The following is a 16,684-nucleotide window of genomic DNA, read 5'->3' on the forward strand; positions in this document are numbered from 1 at the left end:
ACCGTCGCGGCGGACCACAGCGCGCGAACCCGCAATGACCGCCGCCGATCGGCCGCAGCCCGACCCCGCATCGCCGCCCCCGATCACCGAAGCGCCCCGGAACCCTCAACAACGCGCGACGACGACCGATCCGGTGGAGATGGGGGGAATCGAACCCCCGTCCACTGCTGTGGTCGTATGCCTTCTACGGGCGTAGCCAGTGAAGTCGCTTTCTCAGCCCCGGAACTTGTCGCTGGCACCTGCTCCGACGGGCTCAGTATCAGTTGGAGTCCCTCTGCGCCCTGATGCTCAACGCAGAAGCAAGTCTTCTAGCTGACGCCAGGATCCGGGTAGAAGACAGTTCCCGGTCTGACGGTCTCTTCAAATGGCGAAGGGGAACTTACGCCGCGAGGGCGAAGTCGGCCTTGGCCGAGACAGTGCTCTTGTTATTGGCACTTATTTTTTCGCATGGATCGTTTACGAGATAACCATGCATCCTCGACCCGCTTCTCACACTCTCGCAGACAATGTCGAAACCGATCATCCCCGTGCGACGGCCGTGAGGCCGGGTCGTCATCGCGCGCTGTTGAGTTGTCCAGATACACACCGCTCCTCGCGGCGAGCTTTTCATTCTACATCACCTCGGCGGCAGTTCAGGGCATGACGTCGCCCGAGTTCGGACCGAGCGTCTGGCCGACGAACAGGTTCCCTCCCGGGTCCGACGCCAGCAGCAGCGCAGCGGGCGCCACCTCCTCCGGGCGCCCGAACCGGCCGAGCGGGAGTTCGGCGCGCTTGGCCGCCTTCCACTCCTCGCTGATCCCGTCGACCAGCGGGGTCTCGATCGGGCCGGGCGCGATGGCGTTGACGAGCACACCCTGCGCCGACACCTCCAGCGCCAGCGACTTCACGAAGGCGATGACCCCTGCCTTGGCCGCGGCGTAATGGGCCAGGCCGTCGCCGCCTTTCATGGCGAGCTGGGAGGACACCGCGATGATCCGGCCGTCCTGGCGGGCGAGCATCCCGGGGAGGACTGCCCTGGCCAGCAGGAAGACGCTGGTCAGGTCGATGCGCAGCGTCTCCTCCCAGCGGCCGAGCGGCATCGCGGCCACGGGCGACTCGGTCAGGACGCCGTGCGAGGCGACCAGGATGTCGATGCGGCCGAGCCGACTCTCGGCGTCGGCGACCGCGGCCGCGACCGACTGCTCGTCGGCCGCGTCGAAGACGATGCCCGCCCTCCAGCCCTCCTCCGCGGCGAGGGCGGCGACGCGGGCGTCGCGGTCCGCGCCGACCACCTCGGCCCCACTGGCGGCGAAGAGCCGCGCGATCGCCAGCCCGATGCCGCTCGCCGCGCCGGTCACGAGGGCGGTGCGGCCATTCAGGACTCCGGTCATCGCTCCCCCTCAGTCCCGCATCGCGACGGTGAGCGCACCGTCGACGGTGATCGCCTGACCGCTCACATACGTGGCGTCGGCGGAGGTGAGGAAGGCGATCACCGACGCGACCTCCTCCGGCCGTCCGACACGGCCCCAGGGGATGTCGTCCCCGGCGGCACGCAGGCCGTCCGGGCCGAGCGAGTTGACTGCGTCCAGCGACTGCGGCGTCTCGATGAGGCCGGGGATGATCGCGTTCGCGCGCACCCGGCGCGGACCGAGCTCGACGGCCAGGCTGCGGATCAGGCCGAGGACGCCGGCCTTCGCCGCCGCGTAGTGGGCGTGCTCCTGCCAGCCGTAGACGCCGCCGGCGATGGAGGAGATGGCGACGATCGAGCCGCCGTCGCCGAGGTGCGGGACCGCGGCGCGGGCCAGCCGCATCACGCCGTGCAGGTCCACCTGCAGCACCTCGTCCCACTGCCGGTCGGTCATCTCGGCGAAGGGCGCCCGGCGGAGGATGCCGGCGTTGGCCACGACGTGGTCGATGCGCCCGTACGCGCTCAGCGCCGCGTCGGCGAACGCCTCGACGGAGGCGGTGCTCGACACGTCCAGGTCGACGACGACGCCCTCTCCCCCGGCCTCGCGCACCTGGCGGAGCGTCTCCCCCGCGTCGTGCGGGTCGGCGGCGTAATGGCCGATGACCACGCGGTCGCCGCGGGAGGCGAGCCGGACGGCGGCGGCCCGGCCGATCCCGGAGGCCGCGCCGCTGACGATGCTGACCGCGCTCATCCGCCGACCTCCTCATCCGGCACGGAGCCCGCGACCGGGACCACCGCGTCGGCGGAGGCCGGAGCGGCCGCAGCGGCCGCAGCGGCCCGCGGGGTGACGGTCTTCGTCCCGAGCATGACCAGCCCGGACACCAGCGTCCCGAGCGCGCCGACCCAGAGCGCGGCGGTGGAGAACGGCACAGCGGCCGCGGTGAGCCCGGTGAGGATGAACCCGCCGATGATCGCGCCCGGCTGGCTCATCGCCCCGATGAACGTGCTGCCGGTCGCCCGGCAGTCCAGGTCGAAGCACTCCGCCTGGAAGAACATGATCGCCGCGTACGGCCCCAGCAGGAAGAACAGGCCGAGCATGTAGCTGATCAGCACGAACACGGTGTTGCTCGGCCCCAGCAGCAGCACGCCGAAGCAGATGCCGCCGAGGATCCAGCCGGTCACGATCACCCGCTTGCGGCCGAAGCGGTCGCCCAGCCAGCCGTGCGTGAGGTATCCGAGCGCGCCGACCAGGTTGGAACCGACCACGAGCATCAGCGCGTTGGAGGCATCGATGCCCTTGCCGGTCTGGAGGACGGTCGTGCCGAGCACCGAGAAGGTCTGGATGCCGAACCAGTTCACCAGCCAGGCCAGCGACAGAACGATGGTGTTGCGCAGGTGCTTGCCCTGGAAGATCCGCTTGAACGGAGCGGCGGTCTGGTGGTCGAGGCCTGCTGCTGCGGCGATCTGCGCGGCCTCCTCGACCCGGCCCTCCTTGCGCAGCGCGCGCACATGCTGCTGGACGACGAACTGCGGGCTCTCCTTGAGCCGCCGGCAGAGCAGCGCGACGCAGATCGCGGGGACCGTGGCGATCAGGAAGGCGATGCGCCAGCTGTCGAGGCCGAAGATCGCGATGATGATGGCGACGAAGGCGGCCGCGAGCATCGCGCCGAGCGGCCATCCGGTCTGCACCATCGCGTAGACGAAGCCCTGGTTGCGCTTGATCCGCTTGTCCTCGGTCAGCGCGTAGAGCTCGTTGAGGTAGGTGGCGTTGACGGACTGCTCCGCCAGGCCCAGGCCGCTGACCGAGCGCACGCCGACCAGGTACGCCGAGCTCATGGTGGCGGCGGTCGCGGCGGAGGACAGCGCTGTGCCGCCGACGGAGATGATCATGCCCTTCCGCCGGCCGAGCCGGTCGACCAGCGGGCCGACGCAGATCACGACGACGAAGGTACCGATGCTCACCAGTGTCGAGACGAGCAGCGCCTCACTGGTGCTCCAGCCGAAGTCGGCGGCGATGTCGGGCAGCAGCGTCCCGAACAGGATGAAGTCGTAGACCGCGATGGTCCAGGCGAAGAACGCGATGGCGGTCGCGCGGCGGGTTTCCTTGACGCCGACGGTGCGAAGCCGTCCGGCGGACTCACGAGCGACGGTGCTCATGTCTCCCCTTTCGTGGAGGGAATGCGTGGGTTGGGGGTGGGGGTGGACCGGCTCAGCGCCGGGGCGAACGACGCTGGAAGTCCTGCGCGATCTGGTCGAAGGTCGCCCAGCGCACGCCGTCGTGGCCGGAGATGTGCTCGATGAGCCGCTCCAGCATCAGCAGCACCTGCGGGCGTCCGGAGACGTCCGGGTGGATGGTGAAGGTGAACACGCCGTAGTCCTGCTCGCGGTACACCCAGTCGAACTGGTCGCGCCACATCTCCTCGAGGTGGCGCGGGTTGACGAAGCCGTGGCTGTTGGGCGAGGACTTGATGAACATCATCGGAGGCAGGTCGTCGAGGTACCAGCTCGCCGGGATCTCGACCAGGTCGGTCTCCGCGCCGCGCACCAGCGGGCGCATCCAGTCGGCGGCCTTCCCGTCGTAGTCGATCGGGGTCCAGCTGTCGCCGACCCGCACGTAGTACGGCTCGAAGTCGCGGTGCATCAGCGAGTGGTCGTAGCGGATGCCGCGCTCGATGAGGAGTTCGTTGGTCACCGGCGAGAACTCCCACCACGGGGCGACGTAGCCGGTGGGCCGGCGTCCGGACCGGTCGGAGATGAGCTCGATGCAGTGGTCGAGGATGTCGGACTCCTGCTGCCTGCTCATCGCGATCGGGTTCTCGTGGCTGTAGCCGTGCAGGCCGATCTCGTGGCCGGAGGCGACGACCTGGTCGAACTGCTCCGGGAAGGTCTCGATGGAGTGGCCCGGCCAGAACCAGGTGGCGGGGAGGTCGTACTTCTCCAGCAGCCGGTTGAGCCGCGGGACGCCCACCTCCCCGGCGAAGAGTCCGCGGGAGATGTCTCCCGGCGAGTCCTGCCCGCCGTAGGAGCCGAGCCAGCCGCCGACGGCGTCGATGTCGATGCCGAAGGCGACGAAGATCTCTTTGGTCATGGTGTGTCTTCCTTCTTCCGATCGGTGATGGAGGTTCCGTGCGCCGGCCCGGCGAAGGCCGCGAACCGGTGGGCGACGCGGTCGGCCGGCTCGGTGTCGAGCAGCAGTGCGAGCAGGATGCGCGCCTGCGACGCGGGCAGCGTCACAGCGGGGAGGGCGCCGGCGCCGACCGCGTCCACGCCCCCGCCGCCGCCGTACAGCGGCACGACCGGTCCGCGCGGCACCCGGGTGGAGAGCGCGACGACCACGCCGGCCCGCGTCGCGGCTTGGATGGCGTCGATCAGCGCGGCCGAGGCGTTGCCCGATCCGGTGCCGATGAGGACGATCCCGCGCGCGCCGGCGGCGACGGCCGCGTCGAACAGGGTGCGGTCGCCGCCCGGGTGGCAGACGACGGCGTCGACCCGGATGTCGTCGAATCCGCGACCCGGCCGTGGGAGTGCGGCCGGGCGCACCGGGGACGCCGCGAACATCGCGCGACCGCCGGCCACGAGACCGACCGCGCCGCTGTCGTGCGCGGCGAACGGCGCGGGTGCGAGGGTCTCGGCCTTGTGCACCCCGCGGGCGGCGAAGACCATGCCCGCGAAGCACACCAGCACGCCGCGTCCGCGGGCGGCGGGGTCTGCGGCCAGGGCGATGGCGTCGGCCAGATTGCCCGGGCCGTCCGAGGCGGGATGATCGGCCGGACGCTGCGACCCGGTGAAGACGACGGGGCGCTCGTCGGAGTGCACGGCGTCCGCGAGGAACGCCGACTCCTCCAGGGTGTCGGTCCCGTGCGTCACCACGATCCCGTCCACCTCCGCACGGCCGAGCTGTCCGGCGATCGCCTCGCTCAGCTCCCGCAGGTCGCGCAGCGTGAGGTTGAACGAGTTCTTGCGGAGGACGTCGACGCTCTCGACGGTGACTCCCGCGACCTCCACACCGGCGACGAGCGCCGGGCCGCCGTCGGTCGCCACCGAACCGCCCGCTCCGGAGCGGGAGGAGATGGTCCCCCCGGTGGCGAGGACGACGATGTGCGGCATCGGCGGCGGATCCTTTCGTACGACGGTGGACGTGCAAGGTGCGACGGGAAGGTCTGGCAGACACTCTTGCACAACTCAATCGATTGCGTCAATCGTTTGTGTTGACGATTGTGGAAGCAATGCCCGCGCCGGGCGCGGATCTGCCGCTCCGCGGGCCGTCGCGGGGCCGCGGGCCCGGCGGGCACGCCATAATGGCGGCAGAAGGAGCGCAATGACAGGAAAAGCCCCGGCAGGCCGACGCCCCGCCACGCAGCGGACGATCGCCGACCGCGTCGGAGTCTCGGTCACCACGGTCTCCCGCGTGCTGGCCGCCGGCGAGGAGGATGCCGCCCGCTGGGCCTCGCCGGAGACGGTCGCGGCCATCCTCGCCGTCGCCCGCGAGACGGGCTACCGGCCGAACCCGCACGCGGCGAGCCTGCGCACATCGCGGTCGAACCTCGTCGGCGTGCTCGTCCCGCGCCTCCAGGACTTCGTGCTCGCGACCATCTACGAGGGCATCGACGAGGCGGCGACCGAGCACGGGGTCTCCGCGTTCGTGACCAACTCGCTCGACGACGACGAGCTGCGCAGCGCGCGCACGGAGTCCATGCTCGACCGGCGGGTCGACGGCCTGATCTTCGGAGACGCCCACCTGGAGGACCCGTACCTCGACGCTCTCGCCGAACGGGACGTGCCGTTCGTACTCACCTCGCGGCGCAGCGGCGACCACATCGCCGTCACCTGCGACGACGCGCTCGGCGGCCGGCTGGTCGCGGAGCACCTGCTGGCGACCGGCCGCCGCGACGTGGCCGTCCTGGCCGGCCTCCCGTTCGCCTCGACGGGCCGGGAGCGGACGCGCGGACTGGTCGACGCCTACCGCGAGGCCGGGGTCGACATTCCGGAGCACCGCATCGTCTCGATCGGCTTCGACGCCCCGGCCGGCCGCGAGGGCGCCGAGCGCATCTTCGCGGAGAAGCCGTACCCGGACGCGGTGTTCGCGACCAACGACTTCGCCGCGATCGGGGCGCTCGGGGTGATCGAGCGGATGGGACTGCGCGTTCCGGAGGACGTGGCGCTGGTCGGCTACAACGACACCCCGCTCGCGGCGTCCGACGCCCTGTCGCTGACGACGGTGCGCTCCCCCATGCACGAGATGGGACGGCGGGCGCTGGAGACTCTGCTCCGCGCCATCGACGGGGAGCAGGTCGAGTCGCAGCGACTGCGGCCCGAACTCATCGTCCGGCGCAGCACCGCGGGCTGACGACGGCGCGCACCGCCGTCCTTCTGCGCCGCGGCGGTCTATGCCAGGATCGGTGGATGGCCGACACCATCATCACCGTCCAGGGCGAGTACGAGCTGAAGCATCCGGCGGAGCGGGGCGCGGTGCGGCTGAGCGTCGCGTACGAGGGCGAGCAGCGCGACGAGGCGCTCGCGCTCACCACCCAGCGGCACGCCTCCCTGGCGGCCGAGCTGCGCGAACTGCACAACCCGCAGACCGGGCCGGTGACCTCCTGGGCCTCCGACCAGCTGCGGGTATGGGGCGACCGGCCCTGGAATCAGGACGGCCGACGGCTCTCGCCGATCTACCACGCGGAGATCGGGATGGACGTCACCTTCAGCGAGCTGACCGCGCTGTCCGACTGGGTGGGCGTCGTCTCACTGCTCGACGGGGTCACGATCCAGGGCGTCACCTGGAGCCTGACGGAGGCTCGGCGCCAGTCGATCACGCAGGAGGCGCGGCGGCGGGCGGTGGAGAACGCGGTCGCCAAGGCGACGGTGTACGCGACGAGTCTCGGGCTGACGGCGGTGAAGCCGCTCGCGCTCAGCGACCCGGGGATGCTGGGCGACGGGCCGTCGAACGGTCAGCCGCAGCCGCTCCAGGCCCGGGCGATGTCGGCCGAGCTCGGCGGCGCGACGCTCGCGCTGAAGCCCGAGGACATCACGGTCGCCGTGCAGGTGCACGCGCGGTTCGCGGCGTCCTGACGCGGAGAACTCCCGCTCAGCTGCTGGGCGAGGGCGTCGGCGTCGGGCCGGACTGACCCGGCCGCAGCGGGAGGTCGGCGACGTTGAGGATGCGGACCGCCGTCACCGTGGTCCCCGAGCGGGTGCCGACGACGATCACCTCGTCGCCGGCGGCGAAGTCTGAGGCCCTCTGCGTCTGGCCCGGCGCTCCATACACGGTGGACGATGTGGTGTCGACGGTCAGGGTCGTGCCGCGCTGTGTCCGGATGGTCCAGGTCGAGCCGGAGATCGAGGCTACGGTGCCGCGGACGACGCCCTTCGCGATCGGGCCCTCGTCCTGGCGGCCGCCCTGGCCGGAGCCGCTGCCGTTGCCCTTGCCGTTCTGGCCGGGGGCGCCCGGCTTCACCGGGACCGGGCCGCCCTGGCCGTCGTGCAGCAGCCGCGACACCGACGAGCCCGCGTGGAACACGACCGAGCCCACGGCGAACGCACCGGTGCCGGCGATGCCGAACAGCACGATGACGCCGAGCACGAGCGTCGAGATGGCGAACGCCAGACCGTGGCGCTTGTAGAACGGCTCCCCCACCGGGCGCGCGGGAGGCCCGTACTGCTGCGTCGGCGGCCCGTACGGGTGCGCGGCCTGCTGCGGCGGCACGTCGTGCCGCGGCACCTCATTCTGCGCGCCGGGCTGCTGCGGGTACAGCGGCTCGGTGGGCTGGTTCTCGTCCATGGTCACAAGAACACCTGATCGAGCCGCGATACCGCTGAACGCCGGTTATGGCTTCGATGTGAACTCACGACGGCTCGACCAGCACGGAACGGAGTTTCGCCAGCTCCAGCTCGTCCAGCCCGGTGGCGAGCAGGTACTCGCGCACGCTCCCGAACCTGCGCTCCACCACGTCGAGCGCCTCCTCGAGCGCTTCGGGTGGGCTGCCGCCGAGGATGATGCGGAGGTCGGGCGTGACCTCGACCCCGTGGCTGCGCACCAGGTCGATCATCCCGTCCAGCCAGGGACCGTGGAGGTTGGCCTGGGTCGCCGCGTAGTCGGCGACCACCAGCTCGCGCTCGACGCCCACCGCGAGCAGCGCGAGGGCGACGACGATGCCGGTGCGGTCCTTGCCCGCGGTGCAGTGCACGACGACGGCCTCGCCGCCGGTGTCCGCGATCTCCCGCAGCGCGGTCACGATGACGTCGCCGTGCTGCAGCAGGATCTTCTCGTAGAGCCCGACCAGCGTGATGCCGATCGTCGACTGCGACGCGCCGGAGCCTTCGAACACCGGGAGGTGCAGGCGCTGGAGGTCGAGACCGTCGACGTCGTCCGGCATCACCGAGACCTCGAAGTCGTCGCGGAGGTCGATCACGACCCGCACGTCGAGGTCGCGGAGCGTCTGCCGCCCCTCGTCGCCGAGCCGCGCGAGCCCGTCCGAGCGGAACAGCTTGCCGCGGCGCACCACACCCTCGGGGACCGGGTAGCCGCCCGCGTCGCGGAAGTTGTACGTGCCGTTCACCGGGATGCGCGCCGCGACGACGCCTGTCGTTCCGGCCGTCGCCTCGTCGTTGCTGCTCATGCCCTCATCCTGCCACCCGGCGCCGACAGCACGCCGTGCGGGGCAGGTCACTCGCCGAGATGACGCCTGCTGGACATCGCCCGTTCGGCTTCGCGGTTGTCCTGCCGCTCGCGGAGGGCCTGGCGCTTGTCGTACTCGCGCTTGCCCTTGGCGACCGCGATCTCGACCTTCGCGCGCCCGTCGCTGAAGTAGATCTGCAGCGGGACGATCGTGTAGCCGCCCTGCTTGACCTTGTTCTCGATCTTGACGATCTGCGCCTTGTGCAGCAGGAGCTTGCGCTTGCGCCGCGGGGCGTGATTGTTCCAGGTGCCGTCCAGGTACTCGGGGATGTGCACGGCGTCGAGCCAGGCCTCTCCCCCGTCGACGAAGGCGTAGCCGTCGACCAGGGACGCCCGCCCCTCGCGCAACGACTTGACCTCGGTGCCGGTGAGCACGAGGCCCGCCTCGTAGGTGTCCTCGATGGTGTAGTCGTGGCGCGCTCGGCGATTGGTGGCCACGACCTTCTGGCCACGTTCCCTGGGCACAGCGTCTCCTGACGTCGAAGATGGTGCTGCCCGGCACAACGCCGGGCAGCAGACCAGTCTATAGGGTCAGACCCGCAAGTAGCGCTTGATGGCGAAGTTCGCCGACGCCGCCGCCAGCACCACACCGACCACGATCAGCAGCGGGATCACGAGCCAGCCCTGGTCCATCCCGACGAAGTTGATCGACGGGATCTTCGGACTCAGGAAGCCGCGGACGAAGTACTGCACCAGCAGCCAGATCACGACGCAGCTCAACACGGAGCCGATCAGCGCCGCGATCACGCCCTCGATGATGAACGGGGTCTGGATGAACCGGTTGGACGCGCCGACCAGCCGCATGATCCCGATCTCCCGCCTTCGCGAGAACGCGGACAGCCGGATCGTGGTGGCGATCAGCAGCACCGCCGCCACCAGCATCAGGATGGCGATGCCGATCGCGGTGAGACTGGCGGCGTTGAGGATGCTGAAGATCTGGTCGAGGTAGCTGCGCTGGTCCACGACGCTCTGCACTCCGGGCGAGCTGGACAGGGTCTCGGTCAGCACGTCCGAGCGGTTCGGGTCCTTGAGGTTCACCCAGAACGTCTGCGGGATCATGTCCGGCGTGACGTAGTCGGCGATCTGGTTGCCCTTGAACTGCTGCTTGAACTGCTCGTAGCCCTGCTTCTGGTCCTGGAAGTACCACTTCTGGATGTAGGGCGCGATCTCCGGGGACTGCAGCTGCTTCTTGACGGCCTCCACCGACTGCGCCGTGGCGGCGCCGCCCGGGCAGTTGTCGGTCTCGGTGCACAGGTAGACGGCGACCTGGGCGCGGTCGTACCAGTACGTCTTCATCTGCGCGATCTGCAGCTGGAGCAGCGCGGCCGTGCCGACGAAGGTCAGCGAGATGAAGGTGACGAGCACCACGGAGACGACCATCGAGAGGTTGCGGCGCAGGCCGTTGCCGACCTCGGACCAGATGAGCCCGAATCTCATTTCGTGGGCCCCACATTCTGTTCGCCGTCGCGGTCGGACGCGTCGCGCAGCCCGCTCAGGTCGAGGTTGGCGGTGAAGTTCAGGTGGTCGGGGAGGTCCTCGCCCCCGGCGGACGCGGGCACCGCGACGGGGACGGGCGCCGGCACGGCGGGCGCCGGGGCCGGGGCCGGGGCCGGGGCTTCCTGCGCGGGCGCGGGCGGTTGGTACGCCGGAGGCTGCTGGTAGACCGGTTGCGGAGAGGACGGCGCCTGCGGTGACGACGGTGCCTGCGGAGAGGACGGCGCCTGCTGGTAGGCGGGAGCCTGCTCCGCGGGCGCGCCCTGCACGGGCCCGGTCCCGACCGGGACGGGTCCCGTGGGGTTGGCGACCGGCGCGTGCGGACGCGTCATCGGCTCCGACGGAGCGGGCGCGGCTGCGGCGGCGGGCACCGGCGCAGCGGCGTGCGGGGCCGGCACGGCACCGGTCACGAGCCCGTCCGCGGTCGGACGCGGCAGCGGGATCGCCGAGGTGACGCCGTAGCCGCCGTGGCGCTCGTCGCGGACGATCTGGCCGCCGACGAGCTCGATCACGCGCTGCTTCATCTGGTCGACGATCGCCGCCTCGTGCGTGGCCATCAGCACCGTGGTGCCGCCCGCGTTGATCTGGGCGAGCACCGACATGATCCCGGCGCTGGTGGCCGGGTCGAGGTTTCCGGTGGGCTCGTCGGCGAGGAGGATCTGCGGCTTGTTGACCACGGCGCGCGCGATCGCGACGCGCTGCTGCTCACCGCCGGAGAGCTCGTGCGGCAGGCGCTGCGCCTTGCCGTCGAGGCCGACCATCGCCAGCACGTCGGGCACGGCCTCCTGGATGAAGCCACGCGACTTGCCGATCACCTGGAGTGTGAAGGCGACGTTCTGGAAGACCGTCTTGTTCGGCAGCAGCCGGAAGTCTTGGAAGACCACGCCGATGTTGCGGCGGAAGTAGGGGACCTTGCGCGACGAGATCGTGCCGAGGTCCTGGCCCAGGACGTGGATGGCTCCCTTGGTCGGCCGCTCCTCCTTGAGGATCAGCCGGAGGCAGCTCGACTTGCCCGAGCCGGACGCGCCGACGAGGAAGACGAACTCGCCGCGGAGCACTTCCAGGTTGATGCCGTTGAGCGCAGGGCGCGCTGTCCCCGCGTACTGCTTGGATACGTGTTCGAACCGGATCATGACTGTTAGAGACTAAGCAACTCTTGCGCGTTCCACAGTAGCGACATGCCCGTGAGCCACAAGCCTGACAGTCCCCGGCACACGCGCTGAGCGCAATGCCCGTGGGGCCTGTGACCGGGCCTAGTCCTCGTCCTTGGCGCCCGCGCGCCAGCGGATGCCCGCGGCGATGAAGCCGTCGAGGTCGCCGTCGAACACCGACGCGGGATTGCCCGACTCGTAGCCGGTGCGCAGGTCTTTCACCAGCTGCTGGCCGTACAGGAAGTAGGAGCGCATCTGGTCGCCCCAGCTCGCCGTGATGGTGCCGGCGAGCTCCTTCTTCTTGGCCGCCTCCTCCTCCTTCTGGAGCAGGAGCAGGCGGGTCTGCAGGACGCGCATCGCCGCCGCGCGGTTCTGGATCTGCGACTTCTCGTTCTGCATCGAGACGACGATGCCGGTCGGGAGGTGCGTGATGCGGACGGCGGAGTCGGTCGTGTTGACCGACTGGCCGCCGGGGCCCGAGGAGCGGAACACGTCCACGCGGATGTCGCCTTCCGGCACCTCCACGGCCGTGGCCTCCTCCATCAGCGGGATGACCTCCACCGCGGCGAAGGACGTCTGGCGCTTGTCCGCCGAGCCGAACGGGCTGATCCGGGCGAGCCGGTGCGTGCCGGCCTCCACCGAGAGCGTGCCGAACGCGTACGGGGCCTCGACCTCGAAGGTCGCGGACTTGATGCCGGCACCCTCCGCGTAGGAGGTGTCCATGACCTTGACCGGGTACTTGTGCTGCTCCGCCCAGCGCAGGTACATGCGCATGAGCATCTCGGCGAAGTCGGTGGCGTCGTCGCCGCCGGCGCCGGAGCGGATGGTGACGATCGCCGAGCGCTCGTCGTACTCGCCGCTCAGCAGCGTCTGCACCTCGAGGTCGCCGAGCGTCTTCTGCAGGGACTCCAGCTCCGCGCGCGCCTCGGCGGCGGACTCCTCGTCGTCGCCCTCGTTGGCGAGCTCGACGAGCACCTCGAGGTCGTCGAGGCGCTGCTCGACCGAGGTGATCCGGCCGAGCTCCGCCTGGCGGTGGCTGAGCGCGCTGGTCACCTTCTGCGCGTTCGCCGTGTCGTCCCAGAGGTCGGGGGCGCCTGCCTTCTCGCTGAGGTCGGCGATGTCGGCGCGGAGCTTGTCCACGTTCACGACGGCGACGATGTCGGCGAGGGTGGAGCGGAGGTCCGCGATCTGCGGGGAGAGGTCTAGTTCGATCATGGCGTCCTCCAGCCTACCGGCTGCCCTTCCGGCGAGACGTGCGCGCGACAGTTGTACTGTGTTAAGCAAATGACTTCCGACGAGCGCCCCTTCTCCTTCCGCTCTGTCGCACTCGCCGCCTTCCTGCCGACACTGCTCTTCTCGATCGGCGAGGGCGCGATCATCCCGATCATCCCGATCGCAGCGGGCAACCTCGGCGCGACGCTGGCGATGGCCGGCTTCATCGCGTCGATGCTGATGCTCGGCGAGCTGGCCGGCGACATCCCGAGCGGCTGGGTCGTCTCGCGGATCGGCGAGCGCACCGCCATGATCGGCGCCGCGGCCGTCGCGGTGGCGGGCGTCGTGGTGTGCCTGCTCGCGCCGAACTACTGGGTGCTCATGGCCGGCATCTTCGTGGTCGGGATCGCGACGGCGGTCTTCGCCCTCGCCCGGCACGCGTTCATGACGACCTACGTGCCGGTGCGCTACCGGGCGCGGGCCCTGTCGACCCTCGGCGGTATCTTCCGCGCCGGCTGGTTCGTCGGCCCGCTGATCGCGTCCGCCGTGATCGCGGCGACCGGGTCGACGCAATCGGTGTTCTGGATCTTCATCGTCAGCTGCCTGGGCTCGGTCGTCGTGCTGCTGGTGCTTCCGGACCCCGAGCGGATGTTCGGCCCGGCGCCGACCGCTCCCGGGCACGGCGGCGAGCCGGTGACGGAGGGCGAGGAGGACGCCGACGAGCGCACCCGCGGGCTGTTCGCGACGATCTGGTCGTTCCGCGGCGTGCTCGCACGGATGGGCTCCGGCATCTCGCTCGTCGCGGCCGTCCGGTCGGCGCGCACCGTCCTGCTGCCGCTCTGGGCCGTCTCCATCGGGCTGAACGAGGCGAACACCGCGCTCATCATCGGCATCGCGGGCGCCGTCGACTTCGCGCTCTTCTACGCCAGCGGCCAGCTCATGGACCGGTTCGGCCGGATGTGGAGCGTGGTGCCCTCCATGCTCGGCCTCGGCGTCGGCTTCCTGGTGCTGTCGTTCAGCCACGACCTTCCGGGGGCGGTGGCCTGGTACATCGGCGTCTCGCTGTTCCTCGCGTTCGCCAACGGCATCGGTTCGGGCATCATCATGACGCTCGGGGCCGACCTGGCGCCGAAGGAGAGCCCGGCCGCGTTCCTCGGCGCGTGGCGGTTCACGGGTGATGCCGGCCAGGCCGCAGCGCCGCTCGTGGTGTCGCTGCTGACCGGGCTGGTCTCGATCGCCTTCGCGAGCGGGGTGATGGGCGTGCTCGGACTGGTCGGCGCCGGTCTGCTCGCCCGGTTCATCCCGCGCTACATCCCGCGCCGGCCCCGGGCCGCGGAGGGGCTGCCGGAATAGCCGCGACTCCCGTACGGTTCGATACGTATGCATACGCATCGAGCAGGAGGACGGACATGGCCGCACGGCTGGAGATCGGGATCGACACGTTCGGCGACATCACGCTGGACGCCGACGGGAATCCGCTGCCGCACGCTCAGGTGCTGCGCAACGTCGTGGCGGAGGGCGTCCAGGCCGACCAGGCCGGCCTCCACTTCATCGGCATCGGCGAGCACCACCGCAAAGACTTCTCGGTGGCGGCCCCGGAGGTCGTGCTCGCGGCGATCGCCGGCCAGACCGAGCGCATCCACCTCGGCTCAGCGGTCACGGTGCTGAGCTCGGACGACCCGGTGCGGGTGTTCCAGCGCTTCGCCACCCTCGACGGCGTCTCGAACGGCCGCGCGGAGGTCATCCTCGGCCGGGGCTCCTTCATCGAGTCGTTCCCGCTGTTCGGCTTCGATCTGGCGCAGTACGAAGAGCTCTTCGACGAGAAGCTCGACCTCTTCGCCGCGATCCGGCAGCAGGAGCCGGTGACCTGGAGCGGGACGCTGCGGCCGCCGCTCACCGACCAGTCGGTGTATCCGCCGGTCGAGCACGGCCTCCTGAAGACCTGGATCGGCGTCGGCGGCAGCCCGGAGTCGGTGGTCCGCGCCGCGCGTTACGGCCTCCCGCTGATGGTCGCGATCATCGGCGGCGGCCCGATGCGCTTCCAGCCGCTCACCGAGCTCTACCGCAACGCGCTGGAGCAGTTCGGCCAGGACACCGGCCTCCCGATCGGCGTGCACTCCCCCGGCTTCGTCGCCGAGACCGACCAGGAGGCCAAGGACCTGCTCTGGCCGCACTGGGAGGCCATGACCAACCGGATCGGCCGCGAGCGCGGCTGGCCGCCCGCGACCCGCGCGCGCTTCGAGCACGAGGCGGCGGAGGACGGCGCCCTGGTCGTCGGCTCGCCGGAGACGGTCGCGCAGAAGATCGCGTACGCCGCACGCGGCCTCGGCCTCACCCGGTTCGACGTCAAGCTGAGCAACGGGACGCTGGGCCACGAGCACATCATGCGGGCGATCGACCTGCTCGGCCGCGAGGTCGCGCCGCGCGTGGATGAGCTATTGTCGTAGCCGCGCGCAGCGCGAGCCGCGGGAGTGGTGAAACTGGCAGACACGCAGGATTTAGGTTCCTGTGCTTCACGGCGTGAGGGTTCGAGTCCCTTCTCCCGCACCGTGTGACGCGGCGGGTGAAAGACCCCGCCCCCGGCCGCAGAAACGGCGTCGCGCAGGCGGACCTGCCCTATTCTCCCGAATGTCCGTTCCATCGTCGGGAGAGGGATGTCGCGCCCCGATCTTCAGCGCACGCCGTCGGCACGGCCGAAGGACACGTCGGTCCAAGCCCTCCGCGGCATCGCCTGCATCCTCGTGGTGGTCTGGCATTCCGTCGGTCTTGGCGAGCTGTCGCTCTGGCGGTTCACGAGCGATTCCGCGTGGGAGTTCGCGCTCGGACTGCTGGAGTACCTGCGCATGCCGCTCTTCACGTTCCTGTCGGGTTACGTCTATGCGATGCGACCGATCAGCGTCGGCGCATCCCCCTGGCGCTTCCTCCGTTCGAAGGCGCGACGACTGCTCGTTCCGATGCTCGTGGTCGGCACGGCCTACATCCTGGCGTTCGACCTGATCCCGGGCTGGGGCGGGAGCGGTCTGCGACCGTTCTGGACGTGGCACATCATCCCCGTCGCGCATCTCTGGTTCATCTGGGCGGTGCTCTGGTGCTTCGTCGCGGTCGCCGTCCTCGACGCGCGCGGCCGGCTGTCCACGCGGCGAGGGATGCTGATCGCGCTGGTCGTGTCGTTCGCGCTCTCGGCCGTCCTGCCGAAGGGCATCGCGACTCCGTTCGCCTCGGCGGCCGCGGTGTACCTCTCGTTCTTCTTCCTCGCGGGGATGGCCTGCCGCCGCTTCGACTGGCGCAGCGCGCCACGGCGCCGGCACCTGATCGCCCTCGGCGCGTTCGTCGTGCTGTTCGCGGTGACGATCCTCGGCACCGTCGCCGGTGTTCGCCCGTCACCGGACGGCGTCGTCGGCAACCTCGTCGGAGCGCTGTTCTGCGCGCTCGTCGTGCTCGTGCGGTTCTCGTCGAGGCCGCTCGAATGGCTGGGGGCCAGGTCGTTCGCGATCTTCCTGTTCCACTACTTCGCCGTCCAGTTCTGCCGGATGGCCTTCGTCGCGCTGGGCTTCCACGACGTGACCGTGTGCATCGTCGTGACCACCGTCGTGGCGCTGCTCGCCTCGGTGGTTCTCGAGCGCATCCTGCGTTCGTGGCGCGTCACCAGAACCCTCGCTCTCGGCGAGCGGTGGACCGCCGCCACGTAGTAGGAGTCATTCGCACCGTACGCCCAGCCCGCGCACACTAAACTCGCCTCGACCGCATACTGAGACGATAGGAGTT

16 protein-coding genes, 1 tRNA gene and 1 other RNA gene are annotated in these 16,684 nt (G+C 70.4%); 6 read left to right on the forward strand and 12 right to left on the reverse strand.

What is annotated here, in order from left to right:
• Positions 1 to 131 precede the first annotated feature (131 nt).
• The 6 genes from ssrA to F1C12_RS05520 form a co-directional block, all read right to left on the reverse strand.
• Positions 132 to 527, reverse strand: a transfer-messenger RNA (tmRNA) gene (gene ssrA / locus F1C12_RS05495).
• A 105-nt stretch (positions 528 to 632) separates the two neighbouring features.
• Entirely contained in the window at positions 633 to 1,370 is a 738-nt protein-coding gene (locus tag F1C12_RS05500) for an SDR family NAD(P)-dependent oxidoreductase (RefSeq protein ID WP_185277801.1), read from the reverse strand.
• 9 nt (positions 1,371 to 1,379) lie between these two features.
• A complete protein-coding gene (locus F1C12_RS05505; RefSeq protein ID WP_185277802.1) occupies positions 1,380 to 2,138 on the reverse strand; it encodes an SDR family NAD(P)-dependent oxidoreductase in 759 nt (252 codons plus the stop codon).
• Positions 2,135 to 3,544: an MFS transporter gene (locus F1C12_RS05510; protein WP_185277803.1), complete on the reverse strand. Its 1,410-nt coding sequence runs from the start codon at positions 3,542 to 3,544 to the stop codon at positions 2,135 to 2,137. The genes F1C12_RS05505 and F1C12_RS05510 overlap by 4 nt, the downstream gene beginning before the upstream one ends.
• Before the next feature lie 52 nt (positions 3,545 to 3,596).
• Complete coding sequence (locus F1C12_RS05515; RefSeq protein ID WP_185277804.1) at positions 3,597 to 4,475, reverse strand: polysaccharide deacetylase family protein; 879 nt, start codon at positions 4,473 to 4,475, stop codon at positions 3,597 to 3,599.
• Entirely contained in the window at positions 4,472 to 5,494 is a 1,023-nt protein-coding gene (locus F1C12_RS05520; protein WP_185277805.1) for an asparaginase, read from the reverse strand. Before F1C12_RS05520 ends, F1C12_RS05515 begins: the two co-directional genes overlap by 4 nt.
• Positions 5,495 to 5,705: 211 nt before the next feature.
• Here F1C12_RS05520 and F1C12_RS05525 point away from each other — a divergent pair, with 211 nt between their 5' ends.
• Together F1C12_RS05525 and F1C12_RS05530 are read left to right on the forward strand one after the other, a co-directional pair.
• A complete protein-coding gene (locus tag F1C12_RS05525; protein WP_185277806.1) occupies positions 5,706 to 6,734 on the forward strand; it encodes a LacI family DNA-binding transcriptional regulator in 1,029 nt (342 codons plus the stop codon).
• A gap of 56 nt (positions 6,735 to 6,790) precedes the next feature.
• Entirely contained in the window at positions 6,791 to 7,456 is a 666-nt protein-coding gene (locus F1C12_RS05530) for an SIMPL domain-containing protein (RefSeq protein ID WP_185277807.1), read from the forward strand.
• Positions 7,457 to 7,472: 16 nt separating this feature from the next.
• Here the strand turns inward: F1C12_RS05530 and F1C12_RS05535 are convergent, their stop codons facing one another.
• From F1C12_RS05535 to prfB, 6 genes are all read right to left on the reverse strand, one after another.
• Complete coding sequence (locus F1C12_RS05535; protein ID WP_185277808.1) at positions 7,473 to 8,165, reverse strand: DUF5666 domain-containing protein; 693 nt, start codon at positions 8,163 to 8,165, stop codon at positions 7,473 to 7,475.
• 64 nt (positions 8,166 to 8,229) lie between these two features.
• Positions 8,230 to 9,003 (reverse strand): tyrosine-protein phosphatase, encoded by a 774-nt coding sequence (locus F1C12_RS05540; protein ID WP_185277809.1) that lies wholly within the window; start codon positions 9,001 to 9,003, stop codon positions 8,230 to 8,232.
• A gap of 47 nt (positions 9,004 to 9,050) precedes the next feature.
• Positions 9,051 to 9,527: an SsrA-binding protein SmpB gene (smpB, locus tag F1C12_RS05545; RefSeq protein WP_179606746.1), complete on the reverse strand. Its 477-nt coding sequence runs from the start codon at positions 9,525 to 9,527 to the stop codon at positions 9,051 to 9,053.
• A gap of 66 nt (positions 9,528 to 9,593) precedes the next feature.
• Positions 9,594 to 10,499, reverse strand: a complete 906-nt coding sequence (gene ftsX / locus F1C12_RS05550) for a permease-like cell division protein FtsX (protein WP_185277810.1) — start codon at positions 10,497 to 10,499, stop codon at positions 9,594 to 9,596.
• Positions 10,496 to 11,689, reverse strand: a complete 1,194-nt coding sequence (ftsE, locus tag F1C12_RS05555; protein ID WP_185277811.1) for a cell division ATP-binding protein FtsE — start codon at positions 11,687 to 11,689, stop codon at positions 10,496 to 10,498. The genes ftsX and ftsE overlap by 4 nt, the downstream gene beginning before the upstream one ends.
• A 120-nt stretch (positions 11,690 to 11,809) precedes the next feature.
• Entirely contained in the window at positions 11,810 to 12,922 is a 1,113-nt protein-coding gene (prfB, locus tag F1C12_RS05560; RefSeq protein ID WP_185277812.1) for a peptide chain release factor 2, read from the reverse strand.
• Positions 12,923 to 12,991: 69 nt separating this feature from the next.
• On the opposite strand from prfB, the gene F1C12_RS05565 reads away from it, so the two are divergent.
• The 4 genes from F1C12_RS05565 (at position 12,992) to F1C12_RS05580 (ending at position 16,608) form a co-directional block, all read left to right on the forward strand.
• On the forward strand, positions 12,992 to 14,272 hold the full coding sequence (locus tag F1C12_RS05565; RefSeq protein WP_185277813.1) for an MFS transporter: 1,281 nt from the start codon (positions 12,992 to 12,994) through the stop codon (positions 14,270 to 14,272).
• A gap of 56 nt (positions 14,273 to 14,328) precedes the next feature.
• Complete coding sequence (locus F1C12_RS05570; protein WP_185277814.1) at positions 14,329 to 15,366, forward strand: LLM class flavin-dependent oxidoreductase; 1,038 nt, start codon at positions 14,329 to 14,331, stop codon at positions 15,364 to 15,366.
• Positions 15,367 to 15,384: 18 nt separating this feature from the next.
• Positions 15,385 to 15,466: transfer RNA gene (locus tag F1C12_RS05575), tRNA-Leu, on the forward strand.
• Between the two features lie 107 nt (positions 15,467 to 15,573).
• The gene (locus F1C12_RS05580; RefSeq protein ID WP_185277815.1) at positions 15,574 to 16,608 is read left to right on the forward strand and encodes an acyltransferase family protein; all 1,035 of its coding nucleotides are present in this window, start codon (positions 15,574 to 15,576) and stop codon (positions 16,606 to 16,608) included.
• The last annotated feature ends 76 nt before the right edge of the window (positions 16,609 to 16,684 follow it).

This window comes from Leifsonia shinshuensis (genome assembly GCF_014217625.1).
GTDB classification, from domain to species: Bacteria; Actinomycetota; Actinomycetes; order Actinomycetales; family Microbacteriaceae; genus Leifsonia; species Leifsonia shinshuensis_A.